Annotated in this window: 27 protein-coding genes; 19 read left to right on the plus strand and 8 right to left on the minus strand. The window is 34.6% G+C overall.

What is annotated here, in order from left to right:
• Nucleotides 1–129: 129 nt before the first annotated feature.
• Nucleotides 130–441, minus strand: coding sequence for a hypothetical protein (locus tag ACODS7_RS00005; protein WP_001093240.1), 312 nt, complete (start codon nucleotides 439–441; stop codon nucleotides 130–132).
• A 253-nt stretch (nucleotides 442–694) separates the two neighbouring features.
• Here ACODS7_RS00005 and ACODS7_RS00010 point away from each other — a divergent pair, with 253 nt between their 5' ends.
• Both ACODS7_RS00010 and ACODS7_RS00015 read left to right on the plus strand, forming a co-directional pair.
• Nucleotides 695–910 (plus strand): DUF3912 family protein, encoded by a 216-nt coding sequence (locus ACODS7_RS00010; protein ID WP_001008326.1) that lies wholly within the window; start codon nucleotides 695–697, stop codon nucleotides 908–910.
• Nucleotides 911–997: 87 nt separating this feature from the next.
• Nucleotides 998–1390 (plus strand): hypothetical protein, encoded by a 393-nt coding sequence (locus tag ACODS7_RS00015; protein ID WP_029443298.1) that lies wholly within the window; start codon nucleotides 998–1000, stop codon nucleotides 1388–1390.
• A gap of 79 nt (nucleotides 1391–1469) precedes the next feature.
• Here ACODS7_RS00015 and ACODS7_RS00020 read toward each other — a convergent pair whose 3' ends face one another.
• From ACODS7_RS00020 to ACODS7_RS00030, 3 genes are all read right to left on the minus strand, one after another.
• A complete protein-coding gene (locus tag ACODS7_RS00020) occupies nucleotides 1470–2864 on the minus strand; it encodes an L-cystine transporter (RefSeq protein ID WP_029443297.1) in 1395 nt (464 codons plus the stop codon).
• Between the two features lie 107 nt (nucleotides 2865–2971).
• On the minus strand, nucleotides 2972–3214 hold the full coding sequence (locus ACODS7_RS00025; protein WP_000375619.1) for a DUF2626 domain-containing protein: 243 nt from the start codon (nucleotides 3212–3214) through the stop codon (nucleotides 2972–2974).
• A gap of 126 nt (nucleotides 3215–3340) precedes the next feature.
• Complete coding sequence (locus ACODS7_RS00030; RefSeq protein ID WP_000434107.1) at nucleotides 3341–4036, minus strand: helix-turn-helix transcriptional regulator; 696 nt, start codon at nucleotides 4034–4036, stop codon at nucleotides 3341–3343.
• Between the two features lie 205 nt (nucleotides 4037–4241).
• On the opposite strand from ACODS7_RS00030, the gene comGA reads away from it, so the two are divergent.
• The 10 genes from comGA to ACODS7_RS00080 all read left to right on the plus strand — a co-directional run bounded on the left by comGA (nucleotide 4242) and on the right by ACODS7_RS00080 (nucleotide 9852).
• Nucleotides 4242–5285, plus strand: a complete 1044-nt coding sequence (gene comGA / locus ACODS7_RS00035; RefSeq protein ID WP_029443296.1) for a competence type IV pilus ATPase ComGA — start codon at nucleotides 4242–4244, stop codon at nucleotides 5283–5285.
• The gene (comGB, locus tag ACODS7_RS00040) at nucleotides 5278–6309 is read left to right on the plus strand and encodes a competence type IV pilus assembly protein ComGB (RefSeq protein WP_029443295.1); all 1032 of its coding nucleotides are present in this window, start codon (nucleotides 5278–5280) and stop codon (nucleotides 6307–6309) included. Before comGA ends, comGB begins: the two co-directional genes overlap by 8 nt.
• An 11-nt stretch (nucleotides 6310–6320) precedes the next feature.
• A complete protein-coding gene (comGC, locus tag ACODS7_RS00045) occupies nucleotides 6321–6620 on the plus strand; it encodes a competence type IV pilus major pilin ComGC (protein ID WP_001178687.1) in 300 nt (99 codons plus the stop codon).
• The gene (gene comGD / locus ACODS7_RS00050; protein WP_000813141.1) at nucleotides 6617–7072 is read left to right on the plus strand and encodes a competence type IV pilus minor pilin ComGD; all 456 of its coding nucleotides are present in this window, start codon (nucleotides 6617–6619) and stop codon (nucleotides 7070–7072) included. The genes comGC and comGD overlap by 4 nt, the downstream gene beginning before the upstream one ends.
• Nucleotides 7065–7367 (plus strand): hypothetical protein, encoded by a 303-nt coding sequence (locus ACODS7_RS00055; protein WP_016080290.1) that lies wholly within the window; start codon nucleotides 7065–7067, stop codon nucleotides 7365–7367. The genes comGD and ACODS7_RS00055 overlap by 8 nt, the downstream gene beginning before the upstream one ends.
• Nucleotides 7337–7807: a competence type IV pilus minor pilin ComGF gene (gene comGF, locus ACODS7_RS00060; protein WP_029443294.1), complete on the plus strand. Its 471-nt coding sequence runs from the start codon at nucleotides 7337–7339 to the stop codon at nucleotides 7805–7807. The genes ACODS7_RS00055 and comGF overlap by 31 nt, the downstream gene beginning before the upstream one ends.
• Nucleotides 7804–8175 carry a competence type IV pilus minor pilin ComGG gene (gene comGG / locus ACODS7_RS00065; RefSeq protein WP_016080292.1) on the plus strand — a complete coding sequence of 124 codons (372 nt, stop codon included), beginning with the start codon at nucleotides 7804–7806 and terminating at the stop codon, nucleotides 8173–8175. Before comGF ends, comGG begins: the two co-directional genes overlap by 4 nt.
• A 174-nt stretch (nucleotides 8176–8349) precedes the next feature.
• Nucleotides 8350–9000: a 2OG-Fe(II) oxygenase gene (locus ACODS7_RS00070; RefSeq protein ID WP_000183863.1), complete on the plus strand. Its 651-nt coding sequence runs from the start codon at nucleotides 8350–8352 to the stop codon at nucleotides 8998–9000.
• Nucleotides 9001–9115: 115 nt separating this feature from the next.
• Entirely contained in the window at nucleotides 9116–9613 is a 498-nt protein-coding gene (aroK, locus tag ACODS7_RS00075; protein WP_000836655.1) for a shikimate kinase AroK, read from the plus strand.
• 38 nt (nucleotides 9614–9651) lie between these two features.
• Nucleotides 9652–9852 (plus strand): YqzE family protein, encoded by a 201-nt coding sequence (locus tag ACODS7_RS00080; protein WP_000106083.1) that lies wholly within the window; start codon nucleotides 9652–9654, stop codon nucleotides 9850–9852.
• Nucleotides 9853–9917: 65 nt separating this feature from the next.
• On the opposite strand, the gene ACODS7_RS00085 is transcribed toward ACODS7_RS00080, so the two are convergent.
• Entirely contained in the window at nucleotides 9918–10550 is a 633-nt protein-coding gene (locus ACODS7_RS00085; RefSeq protein ID WP_001073111.1) for a VC0807 family protein, read from the minus strand.
• 141 nt (nucleotides 10551–10691) lie between these two features.
• Nucleotides 10692–10808: a hypothetical protein gene (locus ACODS7_RS00090; RefSeq protein ID WP_003279814.1), complete on the minus strand. Its 117-nt coding sequence runs from the start codon at nucleotides 10806–10808 to the stop codon at nucleotides 10692–10694.
• A gap of 73 nt (nucleotides 10809–10881) precedes the next feature.
• Here ACODS7_RS00090 and ACODS7_RS00095 point away from each other — a divergent pair, with 73 nt between their 5' ends.
• The gene (locus ACODS7_RS00095; RefSeq protein ID WP_000032702.1) at nucleotides 10882–11109 is read left to right on the plus strand and encodes a hypothetical protein; all 228 of its coding nucleotides are present in this window, start codon (nucleotides 10882–10884) and stop codon (nucleotides 11107–11109) included.
• 97 nt (nucleotides 11110–11206) lie between these two features.
• Entirely contained in the window at nucleotides 11207–11338 is a 132-nt protein-coding gene (locus ACODS7_RS00100; protein WP_000064665.1) for a hypothetical protein, read from the plus strand.
• Nucleotides 11339–11387: 49 nt separating this feature from the next.
• Here ACODS7_RS00100 and ACODS7_RS00105 read toward each other — a convergent pair whose 3' ends face one another.
• Both ACODS7_RS00105 and ACODS7_RS00110 read right to left on the minus strand, forming a co-directional pair.
• Complete coding sequence (locus ACODS7_RS00105) at nucleotides 11388–12182, minus strand: YqhG family protein (RefSeq protein WP_001183963.1); 795 nt, start codon at nucleotides 12180–12182, stop codon at nucleotides 11388–11390.
• Nucleotides 12169–13851 carry a DEAD/DEAH box helicase gene (locus ACODS7_RS00110; protein WP_001100040.1) on the minus strand — a complete coding sequence of 561 codons (1683 nt, stop codon included), beginning with the start codon at nucleotides 13849–13851 and terminating at the stop codon, nucleotides 12169–12171. Before ACODS7_RS00110 ends, ACODS7_RS00105 begins: the two co-directional genes overlap by 14 nt.
• A gap of 390 nt (nucleotides 13852–14241) precedes the next feature.
• Here ACODS7_RS00110 and gcvT point away from each other — a divergent pair, with 390 nt between their 5' ends.
• The 5 genes from gcvT (at nucleotide 14242) to ACODS7_RS00135 (ending at nucleotide 18824) form a co-directional block, all read left to right on the plus strand.
• Nucleotides 14242–15342: a glycine cleavage system aminomethyltransferase GcvT gene (gene gcvT / locus ACODS7_RS00115; protein WP_098138133.1), complete on the plus strand. Its 1101-nt coding sequence runs from the start codon at nucleotides 14242–14244 to the stop codon at nucleotides 15340–15342.
• A 20-nt stretch (nucleotides 15343–15362) separates the two neighbouring features.
• The gene (gene gcvPA, locus ACODS7_RS00120; RefSeq protein ID WP_243168081.1) at nucleotides 15363–16706 is read left to right on the plus strand and encodes an aminomethyl-transferring glycine dehydrogenase subunit 1; all 1344 of its coding nucleotides are present in this window, start codon (nucleotides 15363–15365) and stop codon (nucleotides 16704–16706) included.
• On the plus strand, nucleotides 16703–18178 hold the full coding sequence (gene gcvPB, locus ACODS7_RS00125) for an aminomethyl-transferring glycine dehydrogenase subunit 2 (RefSeq protein WP_048563832.1): 1476 nt from the start codon (nucleotides 16703–16705) through the stop codon (nucleotides 18176–18178). The genes gcvPA and gcvPB overlap by 4 nt, the downstream gene beginning before the upstream one ends.
• On the plus strand, nucleotides 18175–18306 hold the full coding sequence (locus tag ACODS7_RS00130; RefSeq protein WP_080990836.1) for a glycine dehydrogenase: 132 nt from the start codon (nucleotides 18175–18177) through the stop codon (nucleotides 18304–18306). The genes gcvPB and ACODS7_RS00130 overlap by 4 nt, the downstream gene beginning before the upstream one ends.
• Before the next feature lie 314 nt (nucleotides 18307–18620).
• Nucleotides 18621–18824 (plus strand): DUF3929 family protein, encoded by a 204-nt coding sequence (locus ACODS7_RS00135; RefSeq protein ID WP_000262496.1) that lies wholly within the window; start codon nucleotides 18621–18623, stop codon nucleotides 18822–18824.
• The last annotated feature ends 18 nt before the right edge of the window (nucleotides 18825–18842 follow it).

Here is an 18842-nt window from a genome sequence, read left to right on the forward strand (position 1 = left end):
TTTTTTGAAACTCTATTATTTTATGTTGTTTTTATTCGCTAAAATCAAAATGATTCCAGAATGTTGGGAACCCCTAAAGGGTTTCCCAACACTCTGGAAAAAAGAACGTGATTGGATCACGTTCTTTTTTTACATAATAATAATTTTATCATCTAGTTTTGTCTGCCCGGTAAGAAGTGCGTTTAAATATTCCACTTTTCTTATACAAGCTTGTATATGTCTTTCAACCTCTTGTAACTCTGCTTGGTGATGTGTTTCAATTGGATGAATTTGTACGTTGAATTTTTCAAATTGACTACTATATGTTATTTCTGCATAGCCGCTCATAATATCGGTTTCGTTATGAAATAAAAATTGCCTCGTTTTGTCACAGAATGATACATCCTGAAAGCCATATACTTTTAATGCTTCAATTACTTTTTTAATCATTTTTGTATTCATTTTTTTAACCCTCTTTACGAAGTTCTACTTTTATATTATAACATAAAAAATTACATAGAAAGCGCTTCCAAATGTATTTTATTATAAACTTTACGTTTCAATCACAAAAATGAAACAAAGAAAAAATAATTGTAAAGAAGGAAGGACTCTTTTATTGTTTCGTCATATATATAGAGAAATAGTGCAATGAAAGGAAATTTTCCGAGGTGGAGATCGTATTTCCAATTTGAGCGCAGTAAAAGAGGTGAGAATCTTGAACTTTGATATTGTAGGACAAAAAGCATATATAAAAGATGGACCGCATCGGAACCGAATTGGAATTGTAAAGAAAAACGAGACAAAATTAGCATCGCAGTTTGCTATTGTAATTGGAGAACAAATTATTGATGTAGAGCTAAAGGATATCGTGTTAGTTGGAGTAGATGTAGGACAATTTCATAAATGGTGCGAACAAAATGGTTATTTGTGAAAAGGACGGGCTGTGAGATAATGAAATATATTTGAGGAAAGAGAATATATTATTGTATTCTCTTTTTCTATGTTTAAGGAGGCGGAGATGAAGTATACAGAAAGAGATTTTACGTTGGAGTTAAAAGAGAACATTCAATGTATGGAGAAGGAAATAGAGCGAATGTCACTTAAATTGTATAAAGAGTATTCGCATTTATACATAGAAAAAAACATGGAATTAGATATGGGATTTGCAAGAGAAAAAGAAAATCCCTTTGAGGTGGGTTATTATTCAACAGTTGCTATAGCTATATTAGATGAAGAAAAAGAGATGATTAAATTTCGCGATATTACAATTTGGAAATGCGAAAGAATCTTTTTAGGAATGTCAATTCAATCAAACATTTTGGGTAGTAAGAAAGTAGGAGAACTCGCTGATGAATCTTGTTATGAGATTGAGGAAGAGTTAAAAGAGCAATTAGAAGAATACTTGGAGTGATAATTCTCAAGATAAGATCTATAAAGAGGGAACGGAATAAAAAAGACGCTAACAATTGTATGTTAGCGTCTTTTTTTCATTATGAAGCAATTTCACCAGTTTTTGTATCATCTTGATTGTACGTATCTTGATCTAATTCACCAAGCCATTTACTTGAAATAAGACCTGCTGTCATAGAACCACTTACGTTAAGAGCTGTACGACCCATATCGATTAATGGCTCAACCGAGATAACTAGAGCAACAATACCGATTGGTAAGTTCATTGTAGATAGTACGATTAAAGCTGCGAATGTTGCACCGCCACCAACTCCGGCAACACCGAATGAGCTAATAGCAACAACAGCGATTAAAGTTAAAATAAATTGTGGTTGTAATGGATCAATTCCTACAGTTGGAGCGACCATCATTGCAAGCATTGCTGGATAAATACCTGCGCAACCGTTTTGTCCGATAGATACCCCAAATGAAGCTGCGAAGTTTGCAATTCCTTCGGAGATACCAAGCTTTTCTTTTTGAGCTTCAATATTTAATGGCATCGCACCAGCACTAGAGCGAGATGTGAATGCAAATGTTAATACAGGGAATACCTTTTTTAAATATTGAATTGGATTTAAACCAGATAGAGCAATTAATAATAAGTGGATAACGAACATTACGATAAGTGCCACGTAAGACGCTAACACGAAGTTACCAAGTTTTAAAATAGCGTTTATGTCGCTACCAGCAACTGTTTTTGCCATAAGAGCTAATACGCCGTATGGTGTAAGGCGTAAAATTAATGTTACCATACGCATTACGATTGCATATCCAGCATCAAGCATTTTCTTAAATAGCTCTGCTTGTTCTGGATATTTTCGTTTTACACCTATAAAGGCAATGCCGATAAAGGCTGCAAATATTACGACAGAAATTGTTGATGTTGGACGAGCGCCTGTTAAATCAAGAAACGGATTTGTAGGCAATAGCTCTAATAATTTATCTGGAATTGTTGTCTTTTCAATAGAAGTAAATCTTTCTTCAACTAGTTTCAGACGAGCAGATTCTGCATCACCTTGTTGCAAGCCTGTTGCAGATACATCAAATCCTGCACTTGCAGCGATACCGACAGCTGCAGCGATTCCTGTAGTAAGAATTAAAATTCCGATAATAAGACCACTAATTTTACCAAGGTTTTTCGTTAACTGTAATTTTGTAAATGCTGAAATAATAGATACTAAAATAAGTGGCATAACGATCATTTGAAGTAATTTCACATAACCGTTACCAATTAAGCCAAACCAAGTATTTGATTCAATAATTACTTTAGAAGTTGGCTCATAAATGAATTGTAATATAAGACCGAATAAAATTCCGACTCCTAAAGCGGTAAATACACGTTTATTAAAAGATACATGCTTACGTTGCATATAATATAATACGCCAACTAAGATGAGCATGACTGCAACGTTAATTCCGACAAGCAGTGTATTCATGTTGATTCCCCCTAATTCCAATCTGTTATATAGAATATAAGGTAATAAAACCTATAAGTCAACTAGGAAATTCCGGGATTAAAAAAAAGATGGCAAAATGCCATCTTTTAATGTCCAGCCCCAGGGACAAGTAAAAATGTCGTGTAGTATGTAAATCCTATGAAGAAAACAGTTAAATATGCCCCGAATACGTATATATACATACGCTCTGTTAATTTTAAATAGCTTAAAAGTACGAAGAAACCTGTTTGTCCTAAAAATAGTAGTGCAGCCTGTTGCATATCTCCTACGTAAAACATAACCGAGAAAATTCCAGTCCAAAAGCCGAGAACGCGAAACATGCGATCCATGCCATTTCCCTCCTTTTCTAGAAAAAGTAAAACCTCTTTTCATTATAGTTTATTTTTCTTACTATTGTAAATATTCGTTCATATAAAAAGAAGCCAATTATTATTGGCTTCTTTTTATATGAGAAATTAAATTGTTAGTTTATAATTACAAGATTTACATCCATCTAATAGACTATCATGTCGAGTTAATTCCATGTTAGGGAATAGGATTTCAAAAATTCCTTTCATCATATCTCCGTGCATGTTACAAATTTCAGTTGGATGATGAACAGCAACTTCTTTAAATGGACAATTGTGTACATCATAGAAAATTTTTGTTCCATCTGCACTTAATTCAAATGCAGGTGATAAGCCGGCTGTTGAGAAAGCTTCTTTTGCAATTTGAACTTTTTGCTCTACTGTTAAAGCATCTTCACTCACATTTAAACGTTGCATATGTTGTTGCATTAATTCGGCCCCGAATTGTTTTCCTGTTTCGTATAGCGCTTTTTCACCAGCAGCGCCAAGGCTAAGTAAAGAATTAAATGCTATTCTTGCTAACAATTGATAATCACGGAATGGAAATTGCAATTGAATAACATCTTCAGATAAGACATATAATCTGCTTGGTCTTCCGCCTTTTCCAGTTTTCTTTGTTTCCGATTTAAGCATATGAACATCTTCTAATTTAGATAAATGTAAACGTGCTACGTTTGGATGAATATCGAATTCATCTGCAATTTCTTGTACAGTTACGTAACTATGTTTTTGCGAAATATATTTATAAATGTAATAACGAGTTGGGTCAGCTAAAACACCTGTAATTTTTAAAGCTTGTTCCATGAGGATCTCCACCTTTATCACTTTATCCAAGATAATAACATTATAATACAGATAAACATGAGTATAGGTAATTTCAGACAATAATTCAGAAATTGTTCATAATTTCACAAACATATTTTTCCTTTTTGTTCTAGTGAAAATACAAAATTCCAAATTTTTATTGTGCATGTTTTCATGCTATATACATAGTAAGGAGGGAAAAGTGATGAATGGGATTGAAATTTTTGCGAATACAATTTTAAAAGAGGCGTGTAGGGTACAAGCGTCAGATTTACATATTGTGCCCCGGCAGAAGGATGTAGCGGTGCAACTACGTATAGGAAAAGATTTAATGACGAGACATTGTATTGAAAAGGAGTTTGGAGAAAAACTTGTCTCACATTTTAAATTTTTAGCATCTATGGACATAGGAGAGAAACGGAAGCCACAGAATGGTTCGTTGTATTTGCAAATTGACGGACAAGAAGTGTATTTACGCCTTTCAACACTTCCAACAGTATATCAAGAAAGTCTCGTTATTCGCCTTCATTTACAAGCATCTGTTCAGCCCTTATCACATCTTTCGTTATTTCCAAGTACGGCAGCAAAACTACTCTCGTTTTTACGCTATTCACAGGGGCTACTCGTGTTTACTGGACCGACTGGATCTGGGAAGACAACGACAATGTATGCATTATTAGAGGTAATTAGAAAAAAGAAAACACGTCGCATCATTACACTTGAAGATCCGGTTGAAAAAAGAAGTGACGATGTATTACAAATTCAAATAAATGAAAAAGCGGGTCTCACATATGAAACAGGATTAAAGGCTATTTTACGTCATGATCCAGATATTATTTTAGTCGGTGAAATCCGTGATGAAGAAACAGCAAAAATAGCTATAAGAGCAAGTTTGACAGGACATTTAGTCATGACAACGCTGCATACGAATGATGCGAAAGGAGCAATCATTCGTTTCATGGATTATGGTATAACGAGGCAAGAGATTGAACAGTCTTTATTGGCTGTAGCTGCACAGCGACTTGTCGAATTGAAGTGTCCGTTTTGCAGAGGAAAGTGCTCAACTTTATGTAAATCAATGAGGCAAGTAAGGCAAGCAAGCATTTATGAGATACTATATGGATATGAGTTAAAACAAGCGCTTAAAGAAGCAGATGGAGAATGTGTTACTTACAAACATGAGACTTTAGAATCGTCAATACGAAAAGGATATGCTTTAGGTTTTTTAGAAGATGATGTTTATGTTTAAGAAAACTTGGAGTTTAAGTGATCAAGTAGTATTGTTGAAACGTTTAGGAGAATTATTAGAAAAAGGCTACTCTCTTTTACAAGCATTAGAATTTTTACAGTTTCAATTACCTGTAGAAAAGAAAGTACAATTGCAGAACATGATTGAGGGGTTAAAAGATGGGAAAAGTCTACACGATTCTTTTCATCAGTTAAAGTTTCATCAGGACATGTTAAGTTATTTATTTTATGCTGAGCAACATGGTGATATTTCTTTTGCTTTGCAACAAGGAAGTGCACTTCTTTATAAGAAAGATAAGTATAGGAGAGACATGATGAAAATAATGCAGTATCCTATGTTTTTGATGTTTTTTCTACTAATCATGCTTTTTATTTTTAACCTCATCTTATTACCTCAGGTTGAAATGGTTTATAGTTCGTTCGGTTCTAATACACCACTACTTACAGAAAGAATTTTAAGTGCAATAAAACTGCTACCTTACATTATTTTAACTGCTATTTTAACTGTTATTATTGGATGTAGTTTATATATGTTGTATTTTAGGAAACTTCCACATATTAGACAGGTAAAAATCATGCTTCGTATTCCCCTGATCAAAACATTTCTTATTTTAAAGCATTCGCATTATTTTGCTACTCAGTTGAGTGGTTTATTAAATGGTGGACTATCAGTATGTGAAGCTTTAACAATAATGATGGAGCAAAGATATCATCCGTTCTTTCAATATGAAGCGAGCCGGATTGAAAGACAATTAATTGGAGGAGAACAGTTACAATCTATCATTGCTAAAAGTGGGTATTACGAGAAAGAACTTTCTTGTGTTATTACGCATGGACAAGCAAACGGCAATTTAGCGATTGAATTAGGTGACTATAGCGATCTTATTATGGAAAAGATGGAACGGAAAATTAAACATATGTTAGTTATCATTCAGCCTATTTTATTTACATGTATTGGAGGAATCGTTGTCCTTATGTATTTAGCGATGATTATGCCGATGTTTCAAATGATGAATTCTATTTAGGGGGCATTTGTATGCAGAATGAGGAAGGATTTACTCTGTTAGAGATGCTATTAGTAATGGTTGTCATAACTATATTATTACTATTAATTATTCCGAATGTAGTTACACAGCGTTCATCGGTCCAAGGAAAAGGGTGTGCAGCTTACGTGAAATCTATAGAAGCACAAATACAAGTATATCAATTACAACATAATAAAATTCCATCGTTAAAAGAACTGACGGATGAAAAGTATATTACAACTGATAAGTGTCCGAATGGCGAATCTATTCATATTTCAGATGATGGCGCAGTATCAATTAGGGCATTGTGAAACAACAGGGGTTTACTTTTTTAGAAATGTTACTCGTTTTATTTGCTATTTCTGTATTAAGTATAGTTACGTATTTTAGTGTTCATTCTTTATACGAGCGACAAAAAGTTGAACAATTTTTGAGACAGTTTTCAAATGATATTTTGTATATGCAGCAATTAGCGATAAATCGTCAAAAGCACTATACATTACGTTGGCATAAAGATAGAAATATGTATGCTATAAAAGAGTCAGGTACAAAGTATTATATCGTCAAGCGAGAGTATGAAGAAGATATACAAATTGATTTGCATACGTTTCCAAATCCGATGACATATAATCCAAGTGGAAATATTAATAGAGGTGGTACGATTATAATTTCGTATAGAAATTATAAATATGAAATTGTATTTCAGCTTGGAAGAGGGAGATTTACGTATCGTGAAATGTCAAAAAGGATCCATAATGGCTGAAATGATTGTATCGTTAAGTGTTTTAATGATGGCTGTATCGTTACTACTACCGCAAACAGTATTAGTTATGCAAGAAAGAAAAAATATACAAATTCGTTATAAGGCATCTGGATTATTAAAAAAGGAAGCAATTATATATATGTATGGAAATGAAGAAAAGCGAATAATAGAAAAGAATATAAATGGAATTGTGTATTACACATATTGGGGAGGCAATGAAGTTTGTACCATGTGGAGAGATGTGAAAGACAGAATGATGGAACAATGCTTTTATGTAGGAGAAAAAATAAATTAGAATTTGGTTTTTCATTAATAGAAATGATTGTATGTCTGTTTCTATTATCAATATTTTTTTTGCTCTTTCCCCGCCTACATTTCATTGGAATGGAAAATAAACAGTCAAAAGGATTAAATGATTGGGAGTGGGATGTATTTTTAGGTCAAATGCAATTGGAGTTTCGAGAAGTATCATCTGGAGAACAGCTAGCATTTGAAAATGGAGATAGTATTTTACGATTCCGATCGCGTAATGGGAGTGAAGTATCGTATGAAAAAGAGAATAGTCGTCTTATAAGAAAGGTAAATAGGCGCGGGAGGGAAGTTGTTTTACAAAATATTGGAACGGTTTCTTACAAACTAACACCTCATGTACTCATTATAAATGTGAAAGATACTAGCGGAAAAATATATGAAGGTGTAGTTATGCGATATAGTGAAATGGAAATGAATGTATGAGAGGGCAAAATGGGTTTACAATGCCTGGAACGCTCATCTTTCTTATTTTATTAACTTCTTTTTTTATATACGAAACAAATATGTTGTTTACAGATAAAAATTTTTATATAGAAATAGAACAAAAGTTTTTACTGGATGAACTGCTTAACCGATCTATTACAGATATAAAAAAAGACTTACAGCAAAAAGAAAAAGAAGGTGCATTTTTCTTTCAGTATGAAAAGGGAGAAGTGAGTGGAAATTATATCTTTGAAAATGATTTAATTCTCGTTGCGTTGCAGTGTACACTCAAACAGGAAGTTTTCTATACGGTGAGCTTTCGGTATAGAAAAAAGGATGGAAAAATAGTCGATTGGATAGAAGGATAATATGTAAAAAATACGAAGAAAAACCAGGGATTTCTATTGTAAATTGAATTGATTTTTTAGAAGAAATGGATAAATATAATGATTAAAAGTTTAAATTTTCTCAAAAAAGAGAAAGGTAGAAAGAATGTGATATATTCATGCTATCCAATCATTATTTTTAGGGAGAATAGGGAAATGACAAACAACAATCAAATAGGTGAAAATAAGGAACAAACTATTTTTGATCATAAAGGAAATACGATTATGACAGAAGATAGAGAAATACACATTATTTCAAAATTCGAAGAACCTCTTATTGTCGTATTAGCAAATGTACTAAGTGATGAAGAGTGTGATGAATTGATTGAAATGTCTAAAAATAAAATGAAGCGTTCTAAAGTTGGTTCATCACGTGATGTAAATGATATTCGAACAAGTAGCGGTGCATTTTTGGAAGACAATGAACTTACTTCAAAGATTGAAAAACGAATTTCATCTATCATGAATGTTCCTGCGTCGCATGGTGAAGGATTGCACATTTTAAATTATGAAGTGGATCAACAATATAAAGCACACTATGATTATTTTGCGGAACATAGTAGATCAGCTGCTAACAATCGTATTAGTACGCTTGTAATGTACTTAAATGATGTAGAAGAAGGCGGGGAAACGTACTTCCCGAAATTAAATCTTTCTGTACACCCTAGAAAGGGAATGGCAGTATACTTTGAGTATTTTTATCAAGATCAATCACTAAATGAGCTTACGTTACACGGAGGGGCACCTGTAACGAAAGGCGAGAAATGGATTGCAACGCAGTGGGTGAGAAGAGGTACTTATAAGTAAAAGCGAGTGTTACGTTTTGTTCTTCATAGTATAAGAACAAAACGTTTTTTTATTAAACAAAGTAGCATCTTTCGTTATAATAACAATTAATAAATGACGATTGAGAGGACAGAAAATGAAATCTATATACATAACCGGCTATATGGGAGCAGGGAAAACAACAATTGGAAAAGCGTTAAGTAAGGAACTTCAAATGGATGTTGTAGATACTGATCAAAAAATCGAAGAGAAGCAAGAGAAGGCAATTCGAAATATTTTTGCCGAAGAAGGCGAAATGGCTTTTCGGGAATATGAAAGCGAAATGTTACGTTCGCTACCAGTCCATAATGTCATTATTACAACTGGTGGGGGAATTATTGAACGAGCGGAAAATCGCAAGTGGATGAAAGAGAACGGAACTGTCGTGTATTTATATTGTGATCCGCACGTAATTGCAGAAAGGCTTCGTGAAGATACGACACGTCCACTATTTCAAAAGAAAGATATAGATGCATTTGTAACGAAATTTGAATCACGCCGAGCTTATTATGAAGAGGCTCATATTCATATCGATACGACAAATAAGTCTGTAAAGCAAATTATGAATGAATTAAAGGAAAAGATTAATGTATAAAAAAGTGGACATACTAATCAAGTAGAGGTGATGATAATATGTCTACTAATGATTATGTTCGCTTTGTGACGCAGCAGTTTGTGTCGTATATGGATGCTCCAAAAGAAGATCGAAAACAAAAGAAAGAACAACGCCGTGCTGAAAAAGAGCCATTTATGAATAAGTGGTTTGGTGTTATGCCGCTGAGTGCTGCTTTGTTTTATCGAAATGTAAAAAGTAAAAGAAAAAAATCAAGTTAAATTTTAGTCATATGTCTAGCAAAATAAAGATGCCCTAGTGTCGTAATACACTAGGGCATCTTTGTTTACTGCACGGATTCTTGTTCTTCCGTAACGGCATGTATTTTATTGTTCACCCATACGAACCCTATTCCGATACAAATAGAAATACCCCAGCCGACAGCGGTCATAATCGCTCTCATTTCACCGTAGCCATCTACACCAAAAACAGAGATGAAATAAATTTTTAAAAAGCTTTTTAATATAAATTGTAGCCCGAAAAATAACGTTAAATATTGCAGTGCTGGATATATACGACTATCACGATAAAGCTCACGACTTTTATCACGGTCATGACCTTGAAGTGCGGCAATATCTGCTGCGAAATATAACATAAGTGGTTTTTTTATAAAAATTGTACATATGACGATAATACCGAGTACGATGTGATAATACGCATCGTTCCATAACATTCGTTCAGCTGACCCAGATAATAGATCTACCGTTGTATTAGAAATGAGTGTAATTAAAATAAAGAACCCTGTCACGTTAAACTGTTTTTCTTTTTTAAAGGTATACAGTGTATAAATAATCCCCGGAACAGAGGAAAGTAACATCGCGTAATAAGGATCGATATAAGGTTTTGCAAATTTCCAAATGAGGAATGGGATTACGAGATAAAAGACAAGATCTAATATAGCTTTTTTATTTTGATTCATACAAAGCCTCCTTAAGTCATACATATATTTTATAATATAATTTCTGAAAATTGTATAAGGTTTAATGGGAAAAGAAAAAATATATCAATTTTTGAGGGATTAGTAGATTGAAAAAAATTGCCCCTAGCGTAGTAAGTTTTTTTAGTATATAATAAAGGAAACGCTTTCATTTTTAGTTTGTTCACAAAATGGACGGAAAATCACATATTTACTATCGATATGTTGCTTTATAATGAAACTAATTAAATATACATGCATACAATATTGTGAAATAAATAACATAAATAATCTATATAAATGTAAACGTTATCAAAAGAGAGAGGTGGAGACAATGAGTAAATTTTTCTTCAATCATAATCCAGCAACAGTAGAGGATGGAAGGCTTGTTAAATATGCTGAAATTATTTATGGAGAAGGTGGCCGTTCTGTATTAGAAAATTTAATGGTGAAGGCATCTATCAGATTGCGTGATCGTTATCCGAATAAATCTGACGAGCAGATCTCGAACCTAGTAAATAAAGGCATCCATGATATGTTTCAAAAATATGTGAGCGAGTAAGAGTAGCCAATGGCTGCTCTTATTTTTTTGTATAAGGATTGTAACTCTAGCTGAAAATAAACATGTATTTTGAAAAACGCAAAAAGGAGTGGGAAAGATGAGCAATGGAATTGGACGTTCGAAAGAAAATCTTCCAACTGATGCAAATCATGTGAGCGCAAAGGATCGTGCACAGCAGAAACGTATGGCACAGAAAAAACAGCAAGAGCGTAGTGGCGATAGCGAGTAGGGTAGAAAATAGCTCAAAAGAGGCTCCTTCTAAAGCAGAAGGAGCTTCTTCAAGATAGAAAATGATTCGCGGTAACATAAAAAAGGCCACCGTTAATAATTTGCACTGTAATACGTGGTTCATACTGTTCTTGCAGAGCTTGTTTTTCAATCTCATAGCTCTCAGGAAGTTCGTCACTTTCTTCATAAAAACGGTTTAAAAGGTCTAGATCATGATTCCAACGCACTCTTGCTTCTTTCGCCCACGTATGGTCATCTTCTGCAATTATATTTTTTAAAGCGTCTTCTATGCGTTGTAAACCACTTTGAGGTTTAATGATGGGCGAGAGCGTAAAACAAAAATCAGGTATTTTTGGTGTAAGTTTAATGTTAGTTAATGTTTCATGAAAGTTTGCCATCATTGTTCCAGAAATGAGATGAATACCAATTGAGTGAAGGATGTCTTTTTTTCGATCACATTGATAGGAAACTTTTATATTAATACCGAGCCAAGGGTGGAGCGGTGTATGTGTTGCCCCATTATGTCTTACATCCTCATATAAACGTATGTATGAGCCTAATTCTTTTGTCGTTTGGAAAATTTGATGTAGACGTGGTGAACCGTAGTGAATAAGCTCACCATCGTTTTCTTCATTTTCTGGATTTGTAATAAGAGTAAGGCGCATCGGATTCGGTACGCCTCCTGTTTTCTCAAGATAGTGCCAATAAAAAGGACGATTCATTAATAATTTATCCATCTCAATTGTTAACTGTACATCTAATAAATGAGGAGAACGTTCTAAAATTTCACAGTTATTCGCCTCAAAGAAATTGTATAAGTAATTATGAATTTCATGTTGCTGCATAGCCTTGCACCTCAGCTTCATTTCGTTTCGCAAAGTCGATAATAGATGTTAAGTTTTCCATCTTAATTCGGATTTCTCCTTCGCTTTTTGATTGCGCAAATATTTCTTGAATGTGCGCGTCGATGTTTTTCATATTAATTCTCGTTAAAATTTCATCCAGTTCACCGATAACACGCTCAAATAAATTGATTTTTTCATATAACAATTTCAAAATATGTTCTTCAACAGTGTGCTTTGTCGCTAAATTATAAATATGAACATCATTTTTTTGTCCAAGACGGTGAATACGTCCAATTCTTTGTTCAAGACGCATTGGATTCCATGGCAAATCATAATTAATCATATGGCTACAAAACTGTAAGTTAATGCCTTCTCCGCCAGCTTCCGTTGCAATTAACACTTGGGCACGATTTTGGAAAAGTTCCTTCATCCAATCTTTCTTCCCGCGTTTAAATCCGCCGCGGAATGGGACAGAAGAAATACCGTGTTGTTGTAAAAACCATTGTAAGTACATCTGTGATGCTCGGTATTCCGTGAAAATGACGACTTTATCGTCAATTTCTTTTATAAGCTCTAGAGCTTTAGTTGCTTTCGAGTTAAAAGGAATATGATTAATTTTGTCCATTAGCACATCGATATGTGGATCTTTTATATAATGTTCATTTTCTTTCTGTCTTTTTTCTACATGCTTTTTCAATGAATAGTAAACAGCCTCACGACTACTACACGCTTCCCGTTTTAAAGTTAATGATGAGAAAGCAGATGTGAAGGCGTCTTGTCCTCGCCAATTTTCGATATCATTATATAGAGCTTGTTCTTGTTCATTAAACTCAACAAAAATTGTACGTACATGTCTCTTCGGCCAATCGATACCGGTATTATGTCGTCTATTTCGCACCATTACTTTGTTAATGAGAGCTTTTAAGTCTTCATCTGATTCGGCTGAACGATTTTTGGAAGCGTAATATTCTTCAAAGTTGGATTGATTGCCTAAATGTCCTGGCTTTAATAAAGAAACAAGGTTAAAAATTTCATCAATCTTATTTTGAACAGGAGTAGCGGTTAGTAATAAACAAAACTTCTTTTTTAATCGTTGTGCAAATTCATAGTTTTTTGTTTTATTATTTTTTAGTTTATGTGCTTCATCGATAATAATAAGGTCATATTCTAAGTTCAACACGATATCGCGATGTGGTGAACGTTTCGCAGTATCAATTGATGATACGATTACGTCAGCTTGTTCCCACGAGTAGCTTTTCTTTTGTGCTACAGCGGGAATGAAAAACTTTGTATTCAGCTCGTATGCCCATTGTGATACGAGAGAAGCTGGGACAAGTATAAGTACCTTTTTCACAAGCCCGCGGACCATGTATTCTTTCAAAATAAGTCCAGCTTCGATTGTTTTTCCAAGACCTACTTCATCTGCTAGAATCGCTTTACCATTCATTTGTTCAATCACATTTTGAGCGACTTCTAATTGATGAGGAAGCGGTGTGAAATGTGATAAATGTTTCGGTGCTTGTAGTCCATCAAAAGTAGGAACAAGTAACGATTTTTCTGTTTCATAAGCTAAGTGATATAAATCCCAGTTTGTCCAAGGACCATCTTCGTCAATTCTATTTAAAAAATTGTTTTGCCACGTCCGATCTACGGAAATATCGACATTCATTACGACTCTCCCACCTTTTATAAACTAAAGTAATTATTTTTTAATGTATGATGATTTGCCTTAAAAGAAGGCATGATTATCGTTATTAAAGGCTATACAATAGACAATAATAAAGTATTAAATCTTAAAAGCTGTATTTATTGAGTTTTAATATAAAAAATTCTAAATTATTTTTTATGCTAGAATATTGATGAAATATAGCGAATGATGTTAGGATAATGGTGTGAAATGTGTGGAATCTTTCGTATTTTATCCAAGAAAGTGATTTTTTATTTACGCTTTCATAAAAAAATATAATGAGATTCCGTATATCCTATCTTTTCAGAATGAAAATGTTTAGAAAAGGGAAGCAACTTTTATTGATTTGTCAAAGCATAAGGGGGAGAGAGCATGATTACATTACAACGTACACCGTTATTTGATGTATACGCGAAGTATGGTGGGAAAACAATCGACTTCGGTGGTTGGGAATTACCAGTTCAATTTTCAAGCATTAAAGAAGAACATGAAGCTGTACGTACAGCTGCAGGTTTGTTCGATGTGTCTCATATGGGAGAAGTTGAAGTAAAAGGTGTAGATAGTTTAGCATTTTTACAACGTGTTGTTACAAATGACGTATCTACCTTAAAGGTAGGGGGCGCACAATATACAGCTATGTGCTACGAAAATGGTGGTACAGTAGATGATTTATTAATCTACAAACGTGGTGAAGAAGACTATTTATTAGTAATCAATGCATCAAATATCGAGAAAGATTACGAATGGTTAGCAAGTCATGTAATTGGCGATGCGACAGTAGTCAATGTTTCTAGTGAAGTTGCACAGCTTGCAATTCAAGGACCAAAAGCAGAAGGCATTTTACAAAAAGTTGTGTCAGAAGATTTGAAAGAAATTAAGTTCTTTAAATTTAAAAACGATATTCTTGTAGATGGAATTCCAGCACTTGTATCTCGTACAGGTTATACAGGTGAAGATGGATTCGAAATTTATTGTAAGAGTGAAGATGCTGCAAAACTTTGGGAGAAACTTCTTGAAGTTGGAGCAGAAGAAGGCTTAAAAGCATGTGGTTTAGGTGCTCGTGATACACTTCGATTCGAAGCAACATTACCACTTTATGGACAAGAATTATCAAAAGATATTACACCGATTGAAGCTGGAATTGGCTTTGCGGTAAAACCAAATAAAGAAGCAGACTTCTTTGGAAAAGAAACGTTAAAAGAGCAAAAAGAAAACGGTGCGCCTCGTAAGTTAGTCGGCATCGAAGTAATCGAACGTGGAATTCCTCGTACGCATTACCCTGTATTTATTGGAGAAGAAAAAATCGGGGAAGTAACGAGTGGTACACAATCTCCAACGTTAAAGAAAAGCATTGGTTTAGCACTAATTGATGTAAAATACGCAACAGTTGATACAGAAGTAGAAATTGAAATTCGTAATAAACGCGTCAAAGCAGTAGTTGTTCCAACACCATTTTATAAACGTTCAAAGTAACGGGGAGAGGGGTAGATTTCATGTTGCATCGTTATCTTCCAATGACAGAAGAAGACAAAAAAGAAATGTTACAAACGATCGGCGTTCAAACGATCGATGAGTTATTCTCTGATATTCCAGAGAGTGTTCGTTTTAAAGGGGATTTAAAAATTAAAGAAGCAAAATCAGAGCCAGAGCTTTTAAAAGAGTTATCTCAAATGGCTAGTAAAAATGCTAACTTAAAAGAGTACGCTTCTTTCTTAGGTGCAGGCGTATACGATCATTACGCTCCAGTAATTGTAGATCACGTTATCTCTCGCTCAGAATTTTATACAGCTTACACGCCATACCAACCAGAAATTTCACAAGGGGAATTACAAGCAATCTTTGAATTCCAAACAATGATTTGTGAATTAACAGGAATGGATGTAGCAAACTCTTCTATGTATGACGGGGGTACAGCTTTAGCTGAAGCGGCAATGTTAGCAGCTGGCCATACTCGCAAAAAGAAAATTCTTGTATCTAGCGCGGTTCATCCAGAATCAAGAGCAGTACTTGAAACGTATGCAAAAGGTCAAAATCTTGAAGTTGTTGAAATTAATCATAAAGATGGTGTAACAGATTTAGACGTATTACAAAGTGAAGTAGATGATACAGTTGCTTGTGTAATCGTTCAATATCCAAACTTCTTCGGACAAGTTGAAAAATTAGCTGATATTGAAAAAATCGTTCATCAACAAAAATCATTATTTATCGTTTCTTCAAATCCATTATCATTAGGCGCATTAACACCACCAGGGAAATTTGGTGCTGATATTGTAATCGGTGATGCACAACCATTCGGTATTCCAACGCAGTTTGGTGGACCGCACTGTGGTTACTTTGCAACAACGAAAGCATTTATGCGTAAAATTCCAGGACGTCTTGTTGGACAAACTGTAGATTCAGATGGTAAACGTGGATTTGTATTAACGTTACAAGCACGTGAACAGCATATTCGCCGTGATAAAGCGACATCTAACATTTGTTCAAACCAAGCGTTAAATGCATTAGCAGCTTCTGTTGCAATGACGGCACTTGGCAAACAAGGTGTGAAAGAAATGGCACGTCAAAACATTTCTAAAGCACAGTATGCAAAACGTCAATTTGAGGCGAAAGGCTTCACAGTAACATTTGCTGGACCATTCTTCAATGAGTTTGTTGTAGATTGCAAACGTCCAGTAAAAGAAGTAAACGATGCATTATTACAAAAGAATATTATCGGTGGTTACAATCTAGGCCGTGATTATAAAGAGCATGAAAACCATATGCTTGTAGCAGTAACAGAGCTTCGTACAAAAGAGGAAATTGACACACTTGTAAATGAAATGGGGGCTATCCAATGAAGAACCAAGACCAAGCACTTATTTTTGAAGTGACTAAAGAAGGCCGCGTAGGATATAGCTTACCCAAATTAGATGTAGAAGAAGTAAAATTAGAAGATGTATTTGAGAGCGATTATATTCGCGTTGAAGATGCAGAGCTTCCAGAAGTATCTGAACTTGATATTATGCGTCATTACACAGCGCTTTCAAACCGTAACCACGGCGTTGATTCTGGATTCTACCCACTTGGATCTTGTACGATGAAATATAATCCGAAAATTAATGAAAACGTGGCTCGTTTCGCAGGCTTTGCAAATATTCATCCACTGCAAGATGAAAAGACAGTACAAGGTGCAATGGAATTAATGTACGACTTACAAGAGCATTTAATTGAAATTACAGGTATGGATACTGTTACTTTACAACCAGCAGCTGGTGCACACGGAGAATGGACAGGTTTAATGTTAATTCGTGCATACCATGAAGCGAATGGTGACTTTAACCGTACGAAAGTAATTGTGCCTGACTCTGCTCACGGAACGAATCCAGCATCTGCAACTGTAGCTGGTTTTGAAACAATTACAGTAAAATCAAATGAAAATGGCCTTGTTGACTTAGAAGACTTAAAACGTGTTGTAAACGAAGAAACAGCAGCACTTATGTTAACAAATCCTAATACATTAGGTCTATTTGAAGAAAATATTTTAGAAATGGCAGAAATCGTCCATAATGCAGGCGGTAAATTATACTATGATGGTGCAAACTTAAATGCGGTATTAAGCCAAGCGCGCCCAGGAGATATGGGATTTGACGTTGTGCATTTAAACCTTCATAAAACATTTACAGGTCCTCACGGCGGTGGTGGCCCAGGTTCTGGTCCAGTAGGTGTGAAAGCTGATTTAATTCCGTACTTACCAAAACCAATTTTAGAAAAAACGGAAAATGGTTATCACTTCAACTACGACCGTCCAGAAGCAATTGGTCGTGTGAAACCATTCTATGGTAACTTCGGAATTAACGTTCGTGCATACACGTATATTCGCTCTATGGGTCCAGATGGCTTGCGTGCAGTAACAGAGTATGCTGTATTAAATGCGAACTATATGATGAGAAGATTAGCGCCATTCTACGATCTTCCATTCGATAGACATTGTAAGCATGAATTTGTATTATCAGGTCGTCGTCAAAAGAAACTTGGTGTACGTACATTAGATATTGCAAAACGTCTGCTTGATTTCGGTTACCATCCACCAACAATTTACTTCCCATTAAATGTGGAAGAATGTATTATGATTGAGCCGACAGAAACAGAATCAAAAGAAACATTAGATGGTTTCATTGATAAGATGATTCAAATCGCTAAAGAAGTAGAAGAAAATCCAGAAGTTGTACAAGAAGCACCGCATACGACAGTCATTAAACGTTTAGACGAAACGATGGCTGCACGTAAACCAGTTTTACGTTATGCAAAGCTAGCTCCTGTACAAGTTTGATTAGAATAACAAAAGAAGAACTCGCTACGGCGGGTTCTTTTTTTGTATGGATAATTTGTCCCGCATTAACGGACAGTAAACTCCCAACTCAAAACTTAGCTGGTGCAAAGAAGCCAGGTGGGAGATAAACTGTCCGTTAATGCCCGATTGGTTCAACTGATAATCAGTGGGGATGAACAAAAATCCCCACTGATTAAAGTTTCACTTTATGCAGAAATAGTGAAGAAAATGTTAAAAAATTATATTTTTTGTTTCCTAATGGTGTAAAGGTGTAGTTTTATAGGTAGTTTTGTTGAAAAAGTCGGTTTGATAAAAGTATTTATTTTTGTTAGAATTTTATTGAAATTAAGAAGATGTGATGAGGCAAAAATTACTCATTTTTATGTATATGTGAAAAAACGAGCAAGACGGGGGTGAAAGTGTGGGATATCGATGTTATAGAATGGTATACCATTTAGAAAATGGAGAAACAATTAAAGATGTAAAAGAATTTTGCTATCGAGACCAAGGGAAAGTGTTAGAAAGAGTAGCAAATCGTGTAATGGATAATAGAGAAGTGACGGCGATTGATAAACAAGGAACAATCATTTCAATAGCATGTGAGGACATTGTAAAGGTGGAACTTGATTACATAACAGAAAGTTAACCTTGAGTCATATCGAAT

This window comes from Bacillus sp. FG16 (assembly GCF_057809515.1).